Raw genomic sequence first — 17074 nt, 5'->3', positions numbered from 1 at the left:
GGACTACGACGGGAGGATCCAGATCTGGGACGTCGCCGGCGGAACCTGCCTGCGCGTCATGGACGGACCTCCGACCGCGACGAACGACATCGCCCTGAGCGCCGACGCCCGGCGGGTGCTGTCCGCCGGGCACAACGGCAAGCTTCAGCTCTGGGACACCGGCACCGGTGAGTGCCTGCATGTCATGTTCGCGAGCACTCACGGCGCGACCTCCGCGCGCTTCTACGACGGCGGGCGACGCGCGCTGGCCGCGGTCAACGAGAAGCTGCAGTTCTGGGATCTGGCCAACGGCCGCCTCCTGCGAACGATCGAGAAATGCGGCCTGGCGCACTCGATCTGGGTCAGCCCCGACGAACGGGTCGCCGCCACCGTTGGCCGGAGCAACAAGATCATGCTGTGGAATCTCCGCAGGGAGCGACGGCTGCGAGCTCTGGAGGGGACCGACGAGCGGGTGACGTCGGCGTCCATAAGCGCCGACGGGCGATCCGTGGTCGCCTGCGCCCGCGGGAACATCCGATTGTGGGAGATCGCGTCGGGGCAGTGCGTACAGGTCCTCGAGCACCCCGGCCATCCCATGCATGCCAGGCTCAGCCCGGACGGGCGCTCCGTTCTGTCGGCGGACGACGACGATCGTCTCCGGGTCTGGGATGTCCCCAGCGGGCAGCTGCTGCGCGCCCTGGAGACACACCAGGGACGTCCGGTGGGTCTGGCGTTCGCACCCGATGGCGACTTCGCTCTGTCAGCAGGGAGCGACGGGACCGTCCAGCGCTGGGAATTCGATTGGGAACTGTCGGTCCCGGCCGACAGCGGGAGCGACAGACATCGGGCGCGGCTCGGCACGGTGTTGAGCAGGATGTGGAGACGATGACGCGACCGGCAACCATCACGCTGAAACTCGTCAGGGGCAAGCTCGCCCGCACCGAGTACATCTTCGACGAGCGAACCACCTGCGTGCTCGGCCGCGCCGACGACTGCGCGCCGCGACTGCCGGACGACGCCGATCACCGTACCGTCTCCCGGCATCACTGCCTGCTCGACATCAACCCCCCGGACGCGCGCATCCGCGACTTCGGCAGCCTCAACGGGACCTATGTCAACGGCGAGAAGATCGGCCAGCGCGCGGCACACCAGACCCCTGAGGAAGCCGCGGCGCTGCCGTTCCCGGAGCACGACCTGTCCGACGGCGACGAGATCCGGATCGGCGAAACAGTTTTCCGGGTCGGTGTCCAGCCCGCCGCGGGTGGCGTGCAGCGCACGCTGGAGCTGCCCCGGTGCAAGGTCTGCGACCGGGAGGTGGGCAGCGAGGTCGGCGCTCGGTCCGGTGAGTACGTCTGCGCCGCCTGTCAGGCCAGACCGGCAGCGGTGGCCGCGATGTTGCTGAAGCTCGCGTACGCCGGTCGCCGCGATCTCTCCTCCATCGCCGGGTACACGATCCTGCGCGAACTCGGCCGGGGCGGGATGGGCGCGGTCTTCCTCGCCCGCCACCAGGGCACCGGCGAAGAGGTGGCGCTGAAGGTGATGTTGCCGAAGGTGGCCGCCGGCGCCGACGTACATGCCCGCTTCCTGCGCGAAGTGGACCTCACCAGGGCGCTGCGCCACCCGAACGTCGCCGCGCTGTACGACGCCGGATCCGCCGACGGCACGTTCTACTTCACCACGGAGTTCTGTACGGGAGGCAGCCTCGACCACCTCCTGGAGCGCAGAGGTGGGCGGCTTCCGGCCCCGGAGGCCGTCCGCCTCGCGTTGCAGGCTTTGGAAGGCATCGGGCACGCACACGAGCAGGGCGTCGTCCACCGCGATCTCAGTCCCCAGAACATCCTGCTGAGCGAGGCGGCCGACGGCTCGCCGGTGGCGAAGGTGGGCGACTTCGGGCTCGCCAAGGCCTTCGACCAGGCCGGTCTCAGCGGCCTGACCCGGACCGGCACTGCCGCGGGCAAGCCTTGGTACATGCCCCGCCAACAAGTCATCAACTTCCGCAACGCCGCGCCGGCGGTCGACGTCTGGGCGCTCGCCGCCTGCCTCTACCACGCGCTGACCGCGCGGTACCCGAGGGATTTCCCGGCCGGCAGGGACCCGTGGCAGGTCGTCCTACAGTCACCGCCCGTCCCGATCCGCCGCCGCAACCCGGAAGTCCCGGCGGCATTGGCCGCCATCATCGACAAGGCGCTCCAGGAGAAGCCCGCGATCGGCTACCAGAGCGCGGCCGAGCTCCACGACGCGCTCCGCACCATGACTCCGTGACCTCACGCCTCTGACTTCCCTACCTCGTGGCATCCGGGGCGCCTGCGCCGGTGGGGCGTCGCCTTGCTTGGGGTGCCGTTAAGAGTCGCCTTGCTTGGGGTGCCGTTAAGAAACGTGTCACCAGCCGCAGGCCATTCGGAACCAATCCTTCGCTGGGGGGAAGGAGAATCGGTGGATCGCCATGTCGGATGGCGCAGAGGTATGCGTGATACATATGCATGAGGATGGGACGAGGAGCTACGGGGCCATAAGAGTTTCCAGGGTGGACGCCGATTTCAGACGCCGGTGAGTGGGTGATCGGCGGCCTGCTGCCGCAGCGCGGGCAGGGTGCCCCCGCGCCCCCTCGGGGGCACTCCAGCGCGATCATCGCCTCGAACAGCACCGGCGTCCGTCCTTGATCCCGCGCGTACGCAACTCCCGCCGGAGCGGATCGCCGCCTGCGGCACCGTCGGCGCCAAGCGCGTCATCACGCTGCCGGCTCCGGTCGAGGCCCGCAGGTTCCGGGTGCGCGTGCTCCGGTCGCGCACCCTTCCGCCTGAAGGAGATCCGCCTGTTCGCGTAGTGCGGTCAGCGGCGGTAGGCGACACCGAGGTGGTCCAGGCGGCGGCGGTGGGCGAGCAGGCGTTCGGTGAACCCGGCGTACTCGCCCGCCGTGCCCCAGGCGACCTCGGCCAGGGCGCACAGCCGGGGGAAGGCCATGTACTCCACGTGGGCCGGGGTGGGCAGGTATTCGCTCCAGAGCTGGCCCTGCGTGCCGAGGACGTGCCCGGCCGCCTCGGCGTCCAGCCCGGCGGGGACCGGCCGGTAGGCGTAGACGTGTTCCAGGGTGGTCAGCCCGCCGATGGCCAGCGGTTCCCCGTCCGGTCCCGCCTGGTAGAAGTCGAAGTAGGTGTGCGTGTGCGGGCACATCACCGCGTCGTGCCCCGCCCGGGCGGCGTCGATGCCGCCCTGCTCGCCCTGCCAGGACATCACGGTCGCGCCCGGCGCGAGGCCGCCCTGCAGGATCTCGTCCCAGCCGATCAGCCGCCGCCCGCGCTCGGCCAGGAAGTCGGCCATGCGGCCGATGAACCAGCTCTGCAGCGCGTGGGCGTCCGACAGGCCCAGTTCGCGCAGGCGCGCCTGCGTCCACGCGGACTCCTCCCACTCGCGTTTGGGGCACTCGTCGCCGCCGATGTGGATCCACTCGCTCGGGAAGACCTCCAGCACCTCTTCCAGCACGTGCCGGCAGAACGCGATGGTCTCCTCGGACATCTTCAACACCTGCTCGTGCACGCCCCAGGCGGTCGCCACCGGCAGCGCGCGGTCCGGGTCGTCGCCCAGTTCGGGGTAGGCGGCGATGGCGGCGCGCATGTGGCCGGGCATGTCGATCTCGGGGACGATCGTGATGCCGCGCGTCCGCGCGTGGGCCACGAGGTCGCGCAGTTCGCTTTTGGTGTAGAAGCCGCCGTGCGGGACGCCGTCGTAGCGGCCCTCGGAGTAGTGGCCGAGCATCGACTCCGCGCGCCAGGCCCCCACCTCGGTCAGGCGCGGGTAGCGGTCGATCTTCATCCGCCAGCCCTGGTCGTCGGTCAGGTGCAGGTGGACGACGTTGAGCTTGTGCAACGCGGCCAGGTCGACCATCCGGTGCAGGAAGGCCACCGGGTACCAGTGGCGGGCCACGTCCAGCATCACACCGCGCCAGCCGAAGCGCGGCGCGTCCTCGATCTCCACGTACGGCACCGTCCACGCCGCTCCCCCGGCCAGGCCGGTGGCGAAGATCTCCGCGGGAAGGAGCTGTCGCAACGTCTGGACGGCGAGCGGCAGGCCGCGTCGGCCACCCGTGATCACCACGCCCTCGGTGGAGACCGACAAGCGGTACTCCTCGTCGGCGAGCGCCGGGTCCACGCGCAGCCGGATGGTGTCGGGGCCGGGCTCGGCGGCCGGGGTCAGCTTGCTGCCCGCGGGTCTGCCCACCAGCTCGCGCAGCAGTTCGGCGGCCTCACCGGCGGCGGGGTCGGCGATGAGACCGGTGTTCTCGGTGAGCTGCCAGGTGCCCGGTGTCGTGGTCAGGCGGGCCGGGCGGGGGATGAGGTGCACGGTGACTCCAGGTCAGGCGGATCGACGGGGTTGGCGCAGCGCACGGCGCCGCCGAGCTGGTCCGGTTCGCCCGTCCAGCCGTGCACGGCGATGGTGTGGCGCTCGCCGGGCAGCAAGGTGGTCAGGCCCTGATCGGCGGCGGCCTCCGGGTGCAGCCGGTCGGCGTGCGGGTAGCAGGTCGCGGATCAGAGTGCGCGCGGTGATCATAACCTGGCAGCCGGTGGCGGTGGGGACCACCTCGACGTCCATGCGGGGCGGCGGGCGGGCGGAGTCGCGGTCGGGGCAGGCGGGCCGCCACATGCCCGCCGTGACCAGCGTCGACCCCCAGTCCCAGCCGAACGGGCACGCCATCTTGCGCACGAAGTTGAACGGCTCGGTGCAGGTGGTGGGCCGGTCCCCCACCTTCTTGCGCACCGCCTCGGCCTCGGTGTAGGCCGAGGTGAACCGTACCGGCGCGCGGGTGCGAAAGGTCCGGCTCCACGACAACCCGGGGAAGGCCACGGCCGACCGCATGGTCATCGCGATCAAGGCCGGGCTCGGTCCGCGTACCCTGGTGGCGATCACCTGGGTGCGCTCCAGCACCGGCACGCGTTCGCCAGGTGGGGCCTGGCGGAGCGGCGGTCGGCGCGGCCCGTTCCGACTTGCGGCCTACTAATGATGGCTGTTTTCATTTGTCTGAGTACGTTGTCATCAAGGGAGCGGCATGCGGGTACGCGGCAGTGACACCTCCAGGCTGAGACGGATCAACATGGTCACTGCCCTGCGCGCGCTGCGCGGGCACGGTGCGATCGGCCTGACCGAGCTGGCCTCGCGGGCCGGGCTGTCCAGGCCCACCGTCGAAGGGCTGGCCGAGGACCTGCTGGCCTCGGGCTGGCTGGCCGAGTCGCCGCCGGAGACCGGCCAGATGGGCAGGCCCAGGAGGCTGTTCCGCTTCCGCGCGGAGGCCGGGCACGTGCTCGGCGTGGACGTCGGCTCCTACTCCGTGCGGGCGCTCGTCTGTGACCTGGAAGGCCAGGTCATGGGCCGGTCCGTCACCCGGCTGACGTCGCAGGCGAGCCGCGCGGACAGGCTGGACGGGGTCAGGAGCGCCGCCCGCGGGGCGTTGAAGGACGCCGGTCTCGAAGCCGGCCGCCTGACGGCCGCCTGCGTCGGCACTACGGGCGTGGTGACGCGGGAGGGGGTGGTCAAGCTCTCCGTGGCGCTGCCCGAGTGGACGGGTGTCGACCTGGTGGCCGAGCTGGGCGACGACATCGGCCCCGTGGTCCTGGTCGAGAACGACTGCAACCTCGCGGCTCTGGCCGAGCGGTGGATGGGCGTCGCGACGGGCGCGCGGGACCTGGTCTTCGTGCTGTCGGGCGTGCGTACCGGCGCCGGCCTGCTGATCCGCGGCGAACTGTACGGTGGCGGGCGCGGCATGGCCGGGGAGATCGGCGCGTTGCCTCTGGTCGGCTGGCATCGCGCCCCCTCGCACCTGGCCGGATTCTCCGGGCTCCCCGCGGGGACGGCCGCCGAGGAGGTGGCCGGGCTGGTCTTTGCGGCCGCCAGGCAGGGGGATCCCGCCGCGCGCTGGGCGGTCGAGCAGTATGCCCATGACCTGGCCGAGGGCATCGCCGCGCTGGTGCTGACGATGGACCCCGACCTGGTCGTGATCGGCGGCGGCGTCTCCCGGTCGGGCGATGTGCTGCTGGAGCCGTTGCGCCGCCATCTCGACCCGCTCTGCCTGGAGCCGCCGGAGCTGGCCGTCTCGACGCTGGGAGACCAGGCGGTCGTGCTCGGCGCGGTACGGCACGCGCTCGACCACGTGGACGCCCGCCTCTACGACGTGGACGCCACGCTGCCCGAAGCCCAGCCCTGCTGAAGGGGGCGCGCGAGGGGGGACGTGTGGCCTCTTGACGGGAAGGCGCTTTCCGCTACATATTTAGCCTCGCTTCATTAGTAAGTCGAGCAGGCGCTCGACGCGCAGGAGAAGAACGCTTCCATGCCTATGAGCCGCCGCTTCCAAGTCACCCGCCACGGCCTCACCCTCGACGGCGAACCGTTCCAGGTGCTGTCGGGCGCCATGCACTACTTCAGGACGCTGCCCCAGCAGTGGCCCGACCGTCTCGCCAAGCTCCGGGCGATGGGGCTGAACACGGTCGAGACGTACGTGCCGTGGAACCTGCACGAGCCCCGTCCGGGCGAGTTCACCTTCACCGGCCTGGCCGACGTGGAAGGCTTCCTCACCGCCGCCGAGAAGGCCGGGCTGTACGCGATCGTCCGCCCCGGCCCCTACATCTGCGCGGAATGGGAGAACGGCGGCATCCCGGCCTGGCTGGAGTTCCGGCAGCGCTGCCACGACCCCCGCTGGCTGGAGCCCGTCGACCGCTGGTTCGACGAGCTGATCCCGCGCATCGCCGCGCGGCAGGTCGGCCGGGGCGGCAACGTCCTGATGGTGCAGGTCGAGAACGAGTACGGATCCTACGGCGACGACCATGTCTACCTGCGTCACCTGGCGAGCGGCCTGACCCGCAGAGGGATCGACGTGCCGCTGTTCACCTCCGACGGGAGCTGGGGCCTCATGGTCACCGGCGGCACCGTGCCGGAGATCTACGCGACCGCCAACTTCGGCAGCGACCCGGCCGGTCACTTCGCCGAATTCGCCAGGAACCGCGACGACCCCGAGTTCTGCATGGAGTTCTGGAACGGCTGGTTCGACCACTGGGGCGAGGAGCACCACGTGCGCGACCCGGAGGAGGTCGCCAAGCTGCTGGACGAGCTGCTCACCCGGGGCGCGTCGGTCAACGTCTACATGGCGCACGGCGGCACCAACTTCGGCTTCATGGCCGGCGCGAACGCGGGGGGCGAGCAGGCCGACGGCCGGTACGAGCCGACGGTCACCTCCTACGACTACGACGCGCCGATCTCCGAGCACGGCGAGCCGACCGCCAAGTTCTGGGCCTACCGCGAGGTCCTCGGCCGCCACACCGCGCTGCCGCCCGAGCCGTCCCGCGAGCCGGTCGCCACGCTGCCCGCGCGGGAGATCGCGTGCGAGGCCCGCCTGAGCCTGCTGGACTGCCTGGACGTGCTGTCCACGGGCACGGTGCGCAGCGCCGTTCCGCGCACGTTCGAGGAGCTCGGCCAGGCATACGGGCTGGCGGTCTACCGGGGCCACGTGCCCGGACCCCGGCCGGAGGCGCTGCCGCTGACGGTCGCCGGGCTGCACGACCGGGCGTGCGTGCTGATCGACGGCGTCCACCGGGCGACCCTGGAGCGCGACGCCGTCACCTCGCTTCCCCTGGCCATCCCGGAGCGCGGCGTGGACGTGACGCTGATCGTCGAGGCGATGGGCCGCGTCAACTACGGCCCGGTCCAGGGCGAGAGCAAGGGCGTCACCGGCGGCGTGCGGCACGAGCGGCAGTTCGTCTTCGGCTGGGAGATCGACCCCGTCCCGCTCGACTCGGTCGAGGGGCTGCCGTGGGGGCGCGACACGAGCGCCGCGGGGCCGTCGTTCCACCGCGCGACCCTGCACGTCGAGGAGGTCAGGGACGGCTTCATCGCCCTGCCCGGCTGGGGCAAGGGCTACGTCTGGGTCAACGGCTTCAACCTCGGCCGCTACTGGTCGCGCGGCCCGCAGGTCACCCTCTACCTGCCCTGGCCGCTGCTGCGCCGGGGCGCCAACGAACTCGTCGTGCTGGAACTCGACGAGGCGCCCGCGCAGCCGCGGGTCGAGATCCGCGCGGCCCCCGACCTGGGAGAGAGCCGCAGCTGACCGGTCTCAGGCCGCCCGGCCTGGAGGCACAGGAGAAGGAGCACCATGGCACGTGGTTCACGCCTGGCGGGGACGGCCCTCGCGGTCGTCCTGGCCGGTGCGGGCTTACCGGCCCTCGCCCCCGCCGCGCACGCGGCGAGCAGCGCCTACTACGTCGATCCGAACGGTGATGACAGCGCCGACGGCCGCAGCCCCGCGACGGCCTGGAAGACCCTCGGCAAGGTCAACGCCCAGACCTTCCAGCCGGGAGACACCGTCGGCTTCAAGGCCGGCGGCCAGTGGAACGGCCAGCTGGCCCCCAAGGGGTCGGGCACGGGCACCGCCCCGATCACGTTCACCTCCTACGGCACCGGCGCGAGACCGCTCATCGCGGGCGGGGGCGCGGTGGACGCCACCGTCAAACTGCAGAACCAGCACGACGTCGAGGTCAGCGGCCTGGAGGTGACCAACACCGGCTCCGGGACCACGCCGCGCATCGGCATCGGCGTCAGCGCCGCCGACGCGGGGGCCGTGCCGGGCATCACCATCCGCGGCAACTTCGTGCACGCCATCCAGGGCGCCACCTCGGGCAACCAGTCGTCCAACCCGTCGGCGGGCGGGATCATCGTCAGCGCGCGGGGCAAGGACGTCCCCACCTACTACCAGAGCCTGCGCATCGAGGACAACGAGGTCGCCGACTCCCGCTCGTACGGCATCGTCACCTGGTCGCAGTGGATGCAGCGCGAGGGCTGGAACTCCCTGTGGGAGGACCTCATGGGCATCCCCGCGGCCGACTTCCGGCCGTGGACGCCGAGCACCGGCGTCGTCGTCCGCGGCAACAACGTGCACGACATCTCCGCGGGCGGCATCACGGTCATGCAGGCCGCCGGCGCCCTCATCGAGCACAACCGGGTGGACAGGACCGCGCAGAACCACGGCAACGTCGGTATCTGGTGGGCCGGGACCGACGACACGCTGGTGCAGTTCAACGAGGTGTCCGGGACGAAGTACTGGGGCCTGGCCAGCGACGGCAACGCCTTCGACGCCGACGCCTCCGCCCACCGCAGCCTGGTGCAGTACAACTTCAGCCACGACAACGAGGGCGGCTTCTTCATCGCGGTCTCCACCGGCAGCGGTCCCGCCGAGGCGACGATCCGCTACAACGTCAGCCAGGGCGACGCCAACCAGGTGTTCGCGCTGTCGACCAACGCCACCAACATCGACGTCTACAACAACACCATCTGGGTGCCGCTGACGCCCTTCATCCGCGACCACCCGGACCGGGCGTCGTTCAGCCTGGTCAAGGTGTGGAACTCCACCGTCGGCAGCGTCAGGTTCCGCAACAACGTCATCCACAACGGCGCGAACCTGCCCTACAACGACAGCGGCAAGGTCGTCTACGACCGCAACCTGTTCCACGGCGGACCGGTGCCGGCCAAGGACAAGGCCGCGCTGACCGGCGATCCGCTGCTGACCTCGCCCGGCTCGGCCACCTCGATCACCGCTCTCGGCGGCTACCTGCCGACCGCCGCCTCGCCGGCGCTCGCCCAGGGTCTGGAGGTCGCCTCCGACGGCGGCAGGGACGCGGTCGGCACCGCGCTCCCCTCCGGCATGCCCGACCTCGGCGGACTGCAGCGCACCGCCGGCCCGGGCGCGAACGAGGCCGCCCCGGCCGCGGCCACCACGTTCGGCGCCGGGCAGTCGACCACCCCGGCGGCGCTCGCCGACGGGTCCGACTACGTGACGTGGGCCAGCCCGAGCACCGGCGTCGCCCTGCCCGGCAGCATCACGCTGACCTTCCCCAGCGCCCGCCGGATCTCCGAGGTGGTGCTGGCCACCCACTTCGGCCAGGGCCAGGGCATCACCAAGCTGGACGTCCAGACCTGGAACGGCTCGGCCTGGACCACCCAGGCGGCCGACGCGGCGATCACCTGGGCGAGCAACACGGCGACCGTCGAGCGCCGGGCCGTGCCCCTGCCCGCGGCCGTCACCACCACCCAGCTGCGCCTGGTCGTCAAGGCGGCGAACCGCACCTGGGGCAACCTGTCCGTCAACGAGATCACGACCCGCTGACCCCCGCCCGACGACCCCGGCGGGCCCACGCCCGCCGGGGCCCTCGGCGACCCTCGGCACGGCCGCGGACCTCCGCGGATTTCGTCCTTGACAGTCTCCGGCGTGAACTAATAAAACCAAGCACCATTAATAAGTCGGAGAGGACACTCATGGTCACACTCGCCGTCATCGGGGCGGGACTGCGCGGGCTCGGCTACGCCCGCCGCGCCCTGGAGAGCGGCCGGGCCCGCGTCGTCGCGGTGGCCGAACCGGATCCGCACCGACGACAGAGCCTCGCGGACGAGCACGGCATCCCGGCCGGGAACGTCTTCGCGGACTGGCGCGACCTGCTGGCCGGCGACCGGCTGGCCGACGCGATCATCGTGGCCACCCAGGACCGCATGCACGTCGAGCCCGCCGTACGCGCCGCCGAACTCGGCTACCACATCCTGCTGGAGAAGCCGATGGCGCCGACCGAGGCGGACGCCACCGCCATCGCCGAGGCCGCGCAGCGGCACGGCGTGCTGCTGGCCGTCTGCCACGTCATGCGCTACACGCCCTACACCAGGACGCTCAAGGCGCTCATCGACGAGGGTCGCATCGGCCAGGTGATGAACATCCAGCACCTGGAGCAGGTCGGCTGGTGGCATCAGGCGCACTCCTTCGTGCGCGGCAACTGGCGCAACGAGGCCGAGTCCGCCCCGATGCTGCTGGCCAAGGCCTGCCACGACCTGGACTGGATCATCCACGTGAAGGGCGCGCTGCCCGAGCGGATCTCCTCCTTCGGCAACCTGGTGCACTTCCGCGCCGAGCAGCGGCCCGCCGGCGCGGCCGACCGCTGCCTCGACTGCCCGATCGAGTCCACCTGCCCGTACTCGGCCAAGCGCATCTACCTCGATTGCCTGGGCGACCCGTTCAAGGAGTTCTGGCCGCTGTCGGCGGTCACGCACGACCACACCGAGGCCGGAGTGCTGACCGCGCTGCGCGAGGGACCGTACGGCCGCTGCGTCTACGCCAGCGACAACGACGTGGTCGACACGCAGGTCGTGACCATGGAGTTCGCCGACGGCACCTCCGCCACCTGCACGGTCACCGCCTTCGCCGCCCTTGAGCACCGCAAGACACGCGTCTTCGGCACCCACGGCTCGATCGAGGGCGACGGCGTGACCTTGCGCCTGCACGACTTCCTCACCGACAAGGTGTCGGTGATCGACACTCACGCCGGCGCGGACGCCTCGGCCGCCACCGGTCACGGCGGCGGCGACGAGGCGCTGCTCGACGCGTTCGTCGCCGCGGTCGCCCACGGCGACCCCTCGCTGGTGCTGACCAGCGGTAACGAAAGCCTCGCGACGCACCGGGTGGTCTGGGCGGCCGAACGCGCCAGGCACACCGGGGCCGTCGTCCCCCTCACCCCTCCCGTGAAAGGCCCCCATCATGCGTAAGTTGACGGCAGTCCTCACCGTCGGAGCCCTCGCCCTGGGCCTGACCGCGTGCGGCAAGAAGAACAGCGACCCGGGCACCGTCCAGGAGGTGCTGACCTACCGCTCCTCGTGGGGCGCCGACGAGCCGCAGGGCAAGATCATCAAGGCGCTCTTCGACGACTTCGCCAAGCAGTCGGGCACCAAGGTCGACGTGAAGTTCGTCGGCCGCAAGGGCAACGAGAACCTGTCCACCGAGATGGCCTCGGGCCGGGGCCCCGACCTGTTCGACACCTCCACCGACAACCTGGCCACCTACGCCGCGCAGAACCTGGTCGCCCCGCTGGACGACGTGCTGGGCGCCGAGGTGCCGGGCGAGGGCAAGACGGTCAAGGACGTCCTTCCCGAGTCGGTGCGGCAGGCCTCCTCCAACGACAAGGGCCTGGCGTTCGTCCCGCACACGGTGATCTCCACCGCCGTCTGGTTCGACGCCGCCAAGCACCCCGACCTGGCCAGCGCCCCGCCGCAGAGCTGGGAGGACTTCATCGCCTACCTCGACCGGGCGAAGAAGGACGGCCGCACCCCGATCGGCCAGGACGGCACGATCAACTTCTACAACGTGTACTGGTTCTACAGCGTCCTCGTCCGGGCCGGCGGCGCCGGCACCCTCAAGGCGCTGGCCACCGACGCCGCCGCCTGGGACAGGCCCGAGGTCCTCGCGGCGGCCCAGAAGGTCGCCCAGCTCGCCGAGGGCGGCTACTTCCAGAAGGACTTCATGGCCACCAAGTTTCCCGCCGCCCAGGACGCCTGGGCGCAGGGCCGCTACGACCTCAACCTCAACGGCACCTGGCTGGCCAGCGAGACCAAGCCCAAGCTGGCCGCGGGCGTCAAGATCGCCTCCTTCCAGCTCCCGGCGGGCGGCAAGAACTCCGTCGAGGTCGGCACGCTCGGCTGGGGCGTCAACGCCAAGGGCGCGAACGTGACGGCCGCCAAGAAGTTCCTGGCCTTCGCGCTGCAGAAGAAGTACGTCGAGCAGATCTCCACCAGCGCGCTGAACATCCCCTCGCGGGCCGACGTGCCCGCGCCCGAGCACCTGGTGGCCGTGCAGAAGGCGGTCGCCGAGGCCGCGGCCACGCACCGCACCTACGACGACGCCGCCGCCGACAAGACCTGGTGGAACGACCGGTTCCTGCCGCTGCACGACAAGCTCATCTCCGGCAAGATCGACGCCGCCGCGTTCGTCGCCGAGGGCAAGAAGTCGACCGCCGACTACCTCGCGAACAAGAACTGAGCCGATGGGAGCGGGAACCCTCACCCAGGCGCCCCCCGTGGCGCCGCCGGTCAAGGCCAGGGCTCTGCGTCCGGGGCGCGAACGGGCCTTCTGGCCCTTCCTGCTCCCCGCGCTCGTCGCCTACACCGCGCTGTTCGTCGCGCCCTCGCTGTTCGGGTTCTGGGTCAGCCTCAACGCCTGGGCGGGGCCCGGCTCGGAGATGACCTGGCGCGGCCTGGACAACTACCTGGCGCTGCTGAACGACGACGCCTTCCGCACGTCGTTCGTCAACACGTTCGTGCTGGCGCTGGCCGGCGGCGGACTGGTCTTCGGCTTCACGTTCCTGTCGATGATGGTGCTGCGGCACATCAAGGGCCGCGCCTTCATCCGGTCCGTGATGTTCCTGCCGATGATCATCTCGATGATCGCGGTGGGCGCCGCCATCGGCTTCCTGCTGAACCCCGAGGGCGTGGTCAACACCGCCCTCGGCTGGCTCGGCCTGGACCCGCAGCCCTGGCTCGGGCCCGACCTGGTCTTCCGCTGCATCGTGGGCGGCCTGGTCTGGTCGAGCACCGGCTTCTACGTGGCGCTGATGATGTCGGCGGTCGACTCCATCCCCGCCCACATCTACGAGGACGCCCAGATCGTCGGGGCCACCAGATGGGAGCAGTTCCGGCACATCACGCTGCCGCTGACCTGGGACGTCTTCGCGGTGTCGGCCGTGCTGTGGGTGGTCAACAGCCTGAAGATCTTCGAGATCGTGCTCGCGTTCACCACCGGCGGTACGCCGGGCAGCCCGCCGCTGCAGGCCAGGACGGTGGCGGTGCAGCAGTACTCCCTGGTGGCCGGGAACGCCATACCCCAGCTCGGCAACGCCGCCGCGATGGGCGTCGTGGTGCTGCTCGTCACCGCCGTGCTCATCGCCCTGACCCGGCGCATCACCAGGCGCGAACGAGTGGAGCTGTCATGAGGCGCCTGATCGGCGACGTCCTGCTGCCGCGGGCCACCGCGATCGCCCTGTGGGCGTGGGTGGCCTTCAACCTCGCGCTGGTCCTTTGGGTGGGCATGCAGTCGCTCAAGGACTCCGGCGAGGTGTGGCTCAACCCGTTCTCGCTGCCCACCGACCCGCACTGGGACAACTACGCCTCCGCCTGGCAGGCGGCCGAGTTCTCCGCCGCCGCGCTGAACAGCACGGTCCTGACCCTGCTCGGCTCACTGCTCATCGTGGCGCTGTCGGCACCCGCGGCGTACGTGCTGGCCCGCTCCAACCGGCGGGTGGCGGGCCCGCTGACCGGCTACTTCGCGATGGGCCTGAGCATCCCGCTGCAGACCCTGGTCATCCCCATCGTCGTGATCAAACTGTCGCTCTACACCTTCATGGAGGACTGGGTCACCGGCTGGTGGGACAACCGGATCACGCTGCTGGTCTTCCAGGTGATCCTGTCGCTGCCGTTCGCGGTGTTCGTGCTGACCGGGTACATGCGCTCGCTGCCGCACGAGATCGAGGAGGCCGCCGAGATCGACGGCGCGGGCCCGCTGCGCGCCTTCGTCCGCATCGTGCTGCCGGTCGCCAGGCCCGGCGTGATGACCGTGCTCGTCCTGAACATCATCGGCCTGTGGAACGAGACGCTGCTCGTGCTGCTGATCTCGCCGCTGCCCGAGGAGCGCACGCTGCCCGCGGCGCTGCTCAACCTCTACAGCTCCATGCAGTACAGCTCCGACTGGGGCGGCCTGTTCGCCGGGATCGTGATCCTGATCTACCCCATGATCGTGCTCTACCTGTGGCTGGGGCGCCGCATCGTCGAAGGCATGACCGCCGGAATCGGCAAATGACCCCCCGAAAGGAACAGAATTTGCGTACGCGGTTCGGGTGGGTGGGGCTCGCCCTGCTCGCCATGATGGTGTCGCCGGCCGTACCCGCCCAGGCGCGGACGGCCGGCCCCGGGCAGACCTTCTACGTCGACGCCGCATCGGGCGACGACGCGGCCTCGGGACAGAGCCCGGACACGGCCTGGCGGAGCCTGGACAGAGCCGGTCAGGTGCGGCTGGGCCCGGGCGACCGGCTGCTGTTCCGCGCCGGGCAGCGGTGGGCGGGCCGGCTCACCGTGCAGGGCGCGGGCGCGCCGGGCCGCCCGGCGTTCGTCGGCTCCTACGGCACGGGCCCCAAGCCGGTCATCGACGGGCAGGGCCAGGTGGACGCCGCCGTCCGGATCAGCGACGTGCACGACTTCACCGTCGACGGCCTGGAGGTCACCAACTACAGCGCCGACACCTCCCTCTACCGCAGCGGCGTCAACCTGTCCGCCAAGGACGCGGGCCGGCTGGAGAACGTCACGCTGCGGAACCTGAACATCCATGACGTCAACGGCCAGGGCGGCCACAGCGTCGCGGCGGCCGGGCTGCTCATCTCCATCCGGGGGAACACGACGCCGACGTACTTCCACAACCTGGTCGTGGAGCGGAACGAGATCTCCAAGATCGGCTCCTACGGCCTCATCATGTGGTCCACGTGGTCCCGTCGTAGCGGCATGACCAGCCTGTACCCCGTGGAGACCGGCATCCCCGACAGCGAGGTCGTCACCTGGACGCCCAGCACCGGCGTCCGCATCCGGGACAACCACGTGCACGACGTGACCGGCGGCGGCATCACCCCGATGCACACCGCCGGCGCCGTGATCGAGCGCAACCGGGTGGAACGCGCCGTACGCGGCAGGACCAAGACCACCGGCGGCAACGTCGGCATCTGGTGGCAGGGCAACGACGACATCGTGGTCCAGCACAACGAGGTCTCCCACACCGGGTTCAACGGCCCGGGCAGCGACGGCCACGGTTTCGACGCCGACGCCGACAACAACCGCAGCCTCGTCCAGTACAACTACAGCCACGACAACGACGGCGGCTTCTTCCTCGCTGTCTCCTTCCCCGCCGCCCCGACCAAGGACACGGTCGTCCGCTACAACATCAGCAGGAACGACGGCTACGAGGGCCTGGCCGCCTCCACCTCCACCACGGGCACCCACTTCCTCAACAACACCCTCTACATCACCGACCGCGCCGTCGAGGTCAAGCCGCCCTACAGCGGCGCGGGCACGTACCGCTTCGAGCGGGCCGTGCGCCTGTACAACAACGCCGCGGACGTGGTCGTGCGCAACAACGTCTTCGTCAACCTCGCCGGGGCCGGCTTCGACAACAAGAACAGCATCATCTACGACCACAACCTCTACTGGGGCACCGCGCAGCCGCCGACCGGCAACGACCACGCGGCCGTCGTCGCCGACCCCAAGCTGTCCGCACCCGGCCGGGAGAACCCGGCGAGCTACCGGCCGCTCGACGGCTCGCCCGCCTTCGACGCGGGCGTGAGCGTGCCGGCCGAACACGACTACGCGGGCACCCCGATCCCCGACGGCGCCCCCGACCTCGGCGCCTTCCAGCGGGAGGTCGCCCCCGGTCAGGTCAGCGGCACGCTCGTGCCGAAGGGCCACCTGGAGCGGCTGGCCGACCGCGACCCGGCGACGGCCTGGCGGAGCGTGCCCAAGCCGCGCCTGCCCGGCGTGGTCGAGCTGACCTATCCGGTCGCGCGTGCCTTCCGCACGGTCACGCTGTCGGCCGCGCACGCCGCCTCCCGCGCGATCACCGATGTCGAGGTGCTGACCCACGACGGCGGCCGGTGGGTCAGCAGGGCGAGCGCGGAGCCGGTCTGGAAGACCGACGACGACACCGTCGAGCAGCAGGTGATCACCCTGCCGGAGACCGTCACCGCCACGCGGGTCCGCCTGGTCGTCAAGGCGGCGGGCAGTCCGATCCAGATCAACGAGATCGCCCTCGGCGTGCCCGCGGCGAGCGAGCCGTACCGGCCGGGGCCGACAGCGGTGGCGAGCACCACCTTCCCGACATCACCGACGAACAGCGTGGACGCGCTCGTCGACGGCGATCCGAGCAGCCCGTGGGCATCGGTGAGCACCGGCGTGACCTTCCCCGGCGAGTTCGTGGTGGACTACGGCAAGGACAGGCAGATCGCCGCCGTCACCCTGCACACCGCCTGGGCCAAGGGGCAGGGCGTCACCGACGTCTCGCTCGACACCTGGGACGGAACCCGGTGGGTGACACAGGCGGCCCACCACCTGACGGGCTGGCAGGAACTGAGCGCGAAGGTGGAGACCAGCGCCATCACCCTGCCGAGCCTGGTCACCACACGTAAGATCCGGCTGACCGTCCACGACGCGAACCTCCAGTGGGGCAACATCGCCCTCTATGAGATCGTCGCCTCCTGACCCACGTGCGGCCCGCGCC

At 70.9% G+C, this 17074-nt stretch carries 13 protein-coding genes; 11 read left to right on the top strand and 2 right to left on the bottom strand.

Annotated elements, in window-relative coordinates; all coding sequences use genetic code 11:
* Window positions 1–58: 58 nt before the first annotated feature.
* Window positions 59–868: a WD40 repeat domain-containing protein gene (locus tag ACWDS7_RS00480; protein WP_451927458.1), complete on the top strand. Its 810-nt coding sequence runs from the start codon at window positions 59–61 to the stop codon at window positions 866–868.
* The gene (locus ACWDS7_RS00475; protein ID WP_451927446.1) at window positions 865–2241 is read left to right on the top strand and encodes a protein kinase domain-containing protein; all 1377 of its coding nucleotides are present in this window, start codon (window positions 865–867) and stop codon (window positions 2239–2241) included. Before ACWDS7_RS00480 ends, ACWDS7_RS00475 begins: the two co-directional genes overlap by 4 nt.
* Before the next feature lie 567 nt (window positions 2242–2808).
* Here the strand turns inward: ACWDS7_RS00475 and ACWDS7_RS00470 are convergent.
* The gene (locus ACWDS7_RS00470) at window positions 2809–4317 is read right to left on the bottom strand and encodes a beta-N-acetylhexosaminidase (RefSeq protein WP_451927445.1); all 1509 of its coding nucleotides are present in this window, start codon (window positions 4315–4317) and stop codon (window positions 2809–2811) included.
* Between the two features lie 12 nt (window positions 4318–4329).
* Window positions 4330–4830: a glycosyl hydrolase 2 galactose-binding domain-containing protein gene (locus ACWDS7_RS00465; RefSeq protein WP_451927457.1), complete on the bottom strand. Its 501-nt coding sequence runs from the start codon at window positions 4828–4830 to the stop codon at window positions 4330–4332.
* Between ACWDS7_RS00465 and ACWDS7_RS00460 the strand changes: the two genes are divergently transcribed.
* From ACWDS7_RS00460 to ACWDS7_RS00420, 9 genes are all read left to right on the top strand, one after another.
* Entirely contained in the window at window positions 4778–4972 is a 195-nt protein-coding gene (locus tag ACWDS7_RS00460) for a hypothetical protein (RefSeq protein WP_451927460.1), read from the top strand. The genes ACWDS7_RS00465 and ACWDS7_RS00460 overlap by 53 nt on opposite strands.
* Window positions 4973–5020: 48 nt before the next feature.
* Window positions 5021–6175, top strand: coding sequence for an ROK family transcriptional regulator (locus ACWDS7_RS00455; protein ID WP_306870142.1), 1155 nt, complete (start codon window positions 5021–5023; stop codon window positions 6173–6175).
* Between the two features lie 120 nt (window positions 6176–6295).
* A complete protein-coding gene (locus ACWDS7_RS00450) occupies window positions 6296–8065 on the top strand; it encodes a glycoside hydrolase family 35 protein (protein WP_451927444.1) in 1770 nt (589 codons plus the stop codon).
* Between the two features lie 45 nt (window positions 8066–8110).
* Entirely contained in the window at window positions 8111–10117 is a 2007-nt protein-coding gene (locus ACWDS7_RS00445) for a right-handed parallel beta-helix repeat-containing protein (protein WP_451927443.1), read from the top strand.
* 149 nt (window positions 10118–10266) lie between these two features.
* Window positions 10267–11538: a Gfo/Idh/MocA family protein gene (locus tag ACWDS7_RS00440; protein WP_451927442.1), complete on the top strand. Its 1272-nt coding sequence runs from the start codon at window positions 10267–10269 to the stop codon at window positions 11536–11538.
* Window positions 11531–12805 (top strand): ABC transporter substrate-binding protein, encoded by a 1275-nt coding sequence (locus ACWDS7_RS00435; RefSeq protein ID WP_451927441.1) that lies wholly within the window; start codon window positions 11531–11533, stop codon window positions 12803–12805. Before ACWDS7_RS00440 ends, ACWDS7_RS00435 begins: the two co-directional genes overlap by 8 nt.
* Before the next feature lie 4 nt (window positions 12806–12809).
* Window positions 12810–13754 carry a carbohydrate ABC transporter permease gene (locus tag ACWDS7_RS00430; RefSeq protein ID WP_451927440.1) on the top strand — a complete coding sequence of 315 codons (945 nt, stop codon included), beginning with the start codon at window positions 12810–12812 and terminating at the stop codon, window positions 13752–13754.
* Window positions 13751–14617 (top strand): carbohydrate ABC transporter permease, encoded by an 867-nt coding sequence (locus tag ACWDS7_RS00425; RefSeq protein WP_451927439.1) that lies wholly within the window; start codon window positions 13751–13753, stop codon window positions 14615–14617. The genes ACWDS7_RS00430 and ACWDS7_RS00425 overlap by 4 nt, the downstream gene beginning before the upstream one ends.
* A gap of 20 nt (window positions 14618–14637) precedes the next feature.
* Window positions 14638–17055, top strand: a complete 2418-nt coding sequence (locus tag ACWDS7_RS00420; protein WP_451927438.1) for a discoidin domain-containing protein — start codon at window positions 14638–14640, stop codon at window positions 17053–17055.
* Window positions 17056–17074 lie beyond the last annotated feature (19 nt).

The organism is Streptosporangium sp. NPDC003464, assembly GCF_053588315.1.
The sequence above is the reverse complement of the archived record's forward strand: the minus strand, read 5'-3'. Positions and strand labels throughout refer to the sequence as shown.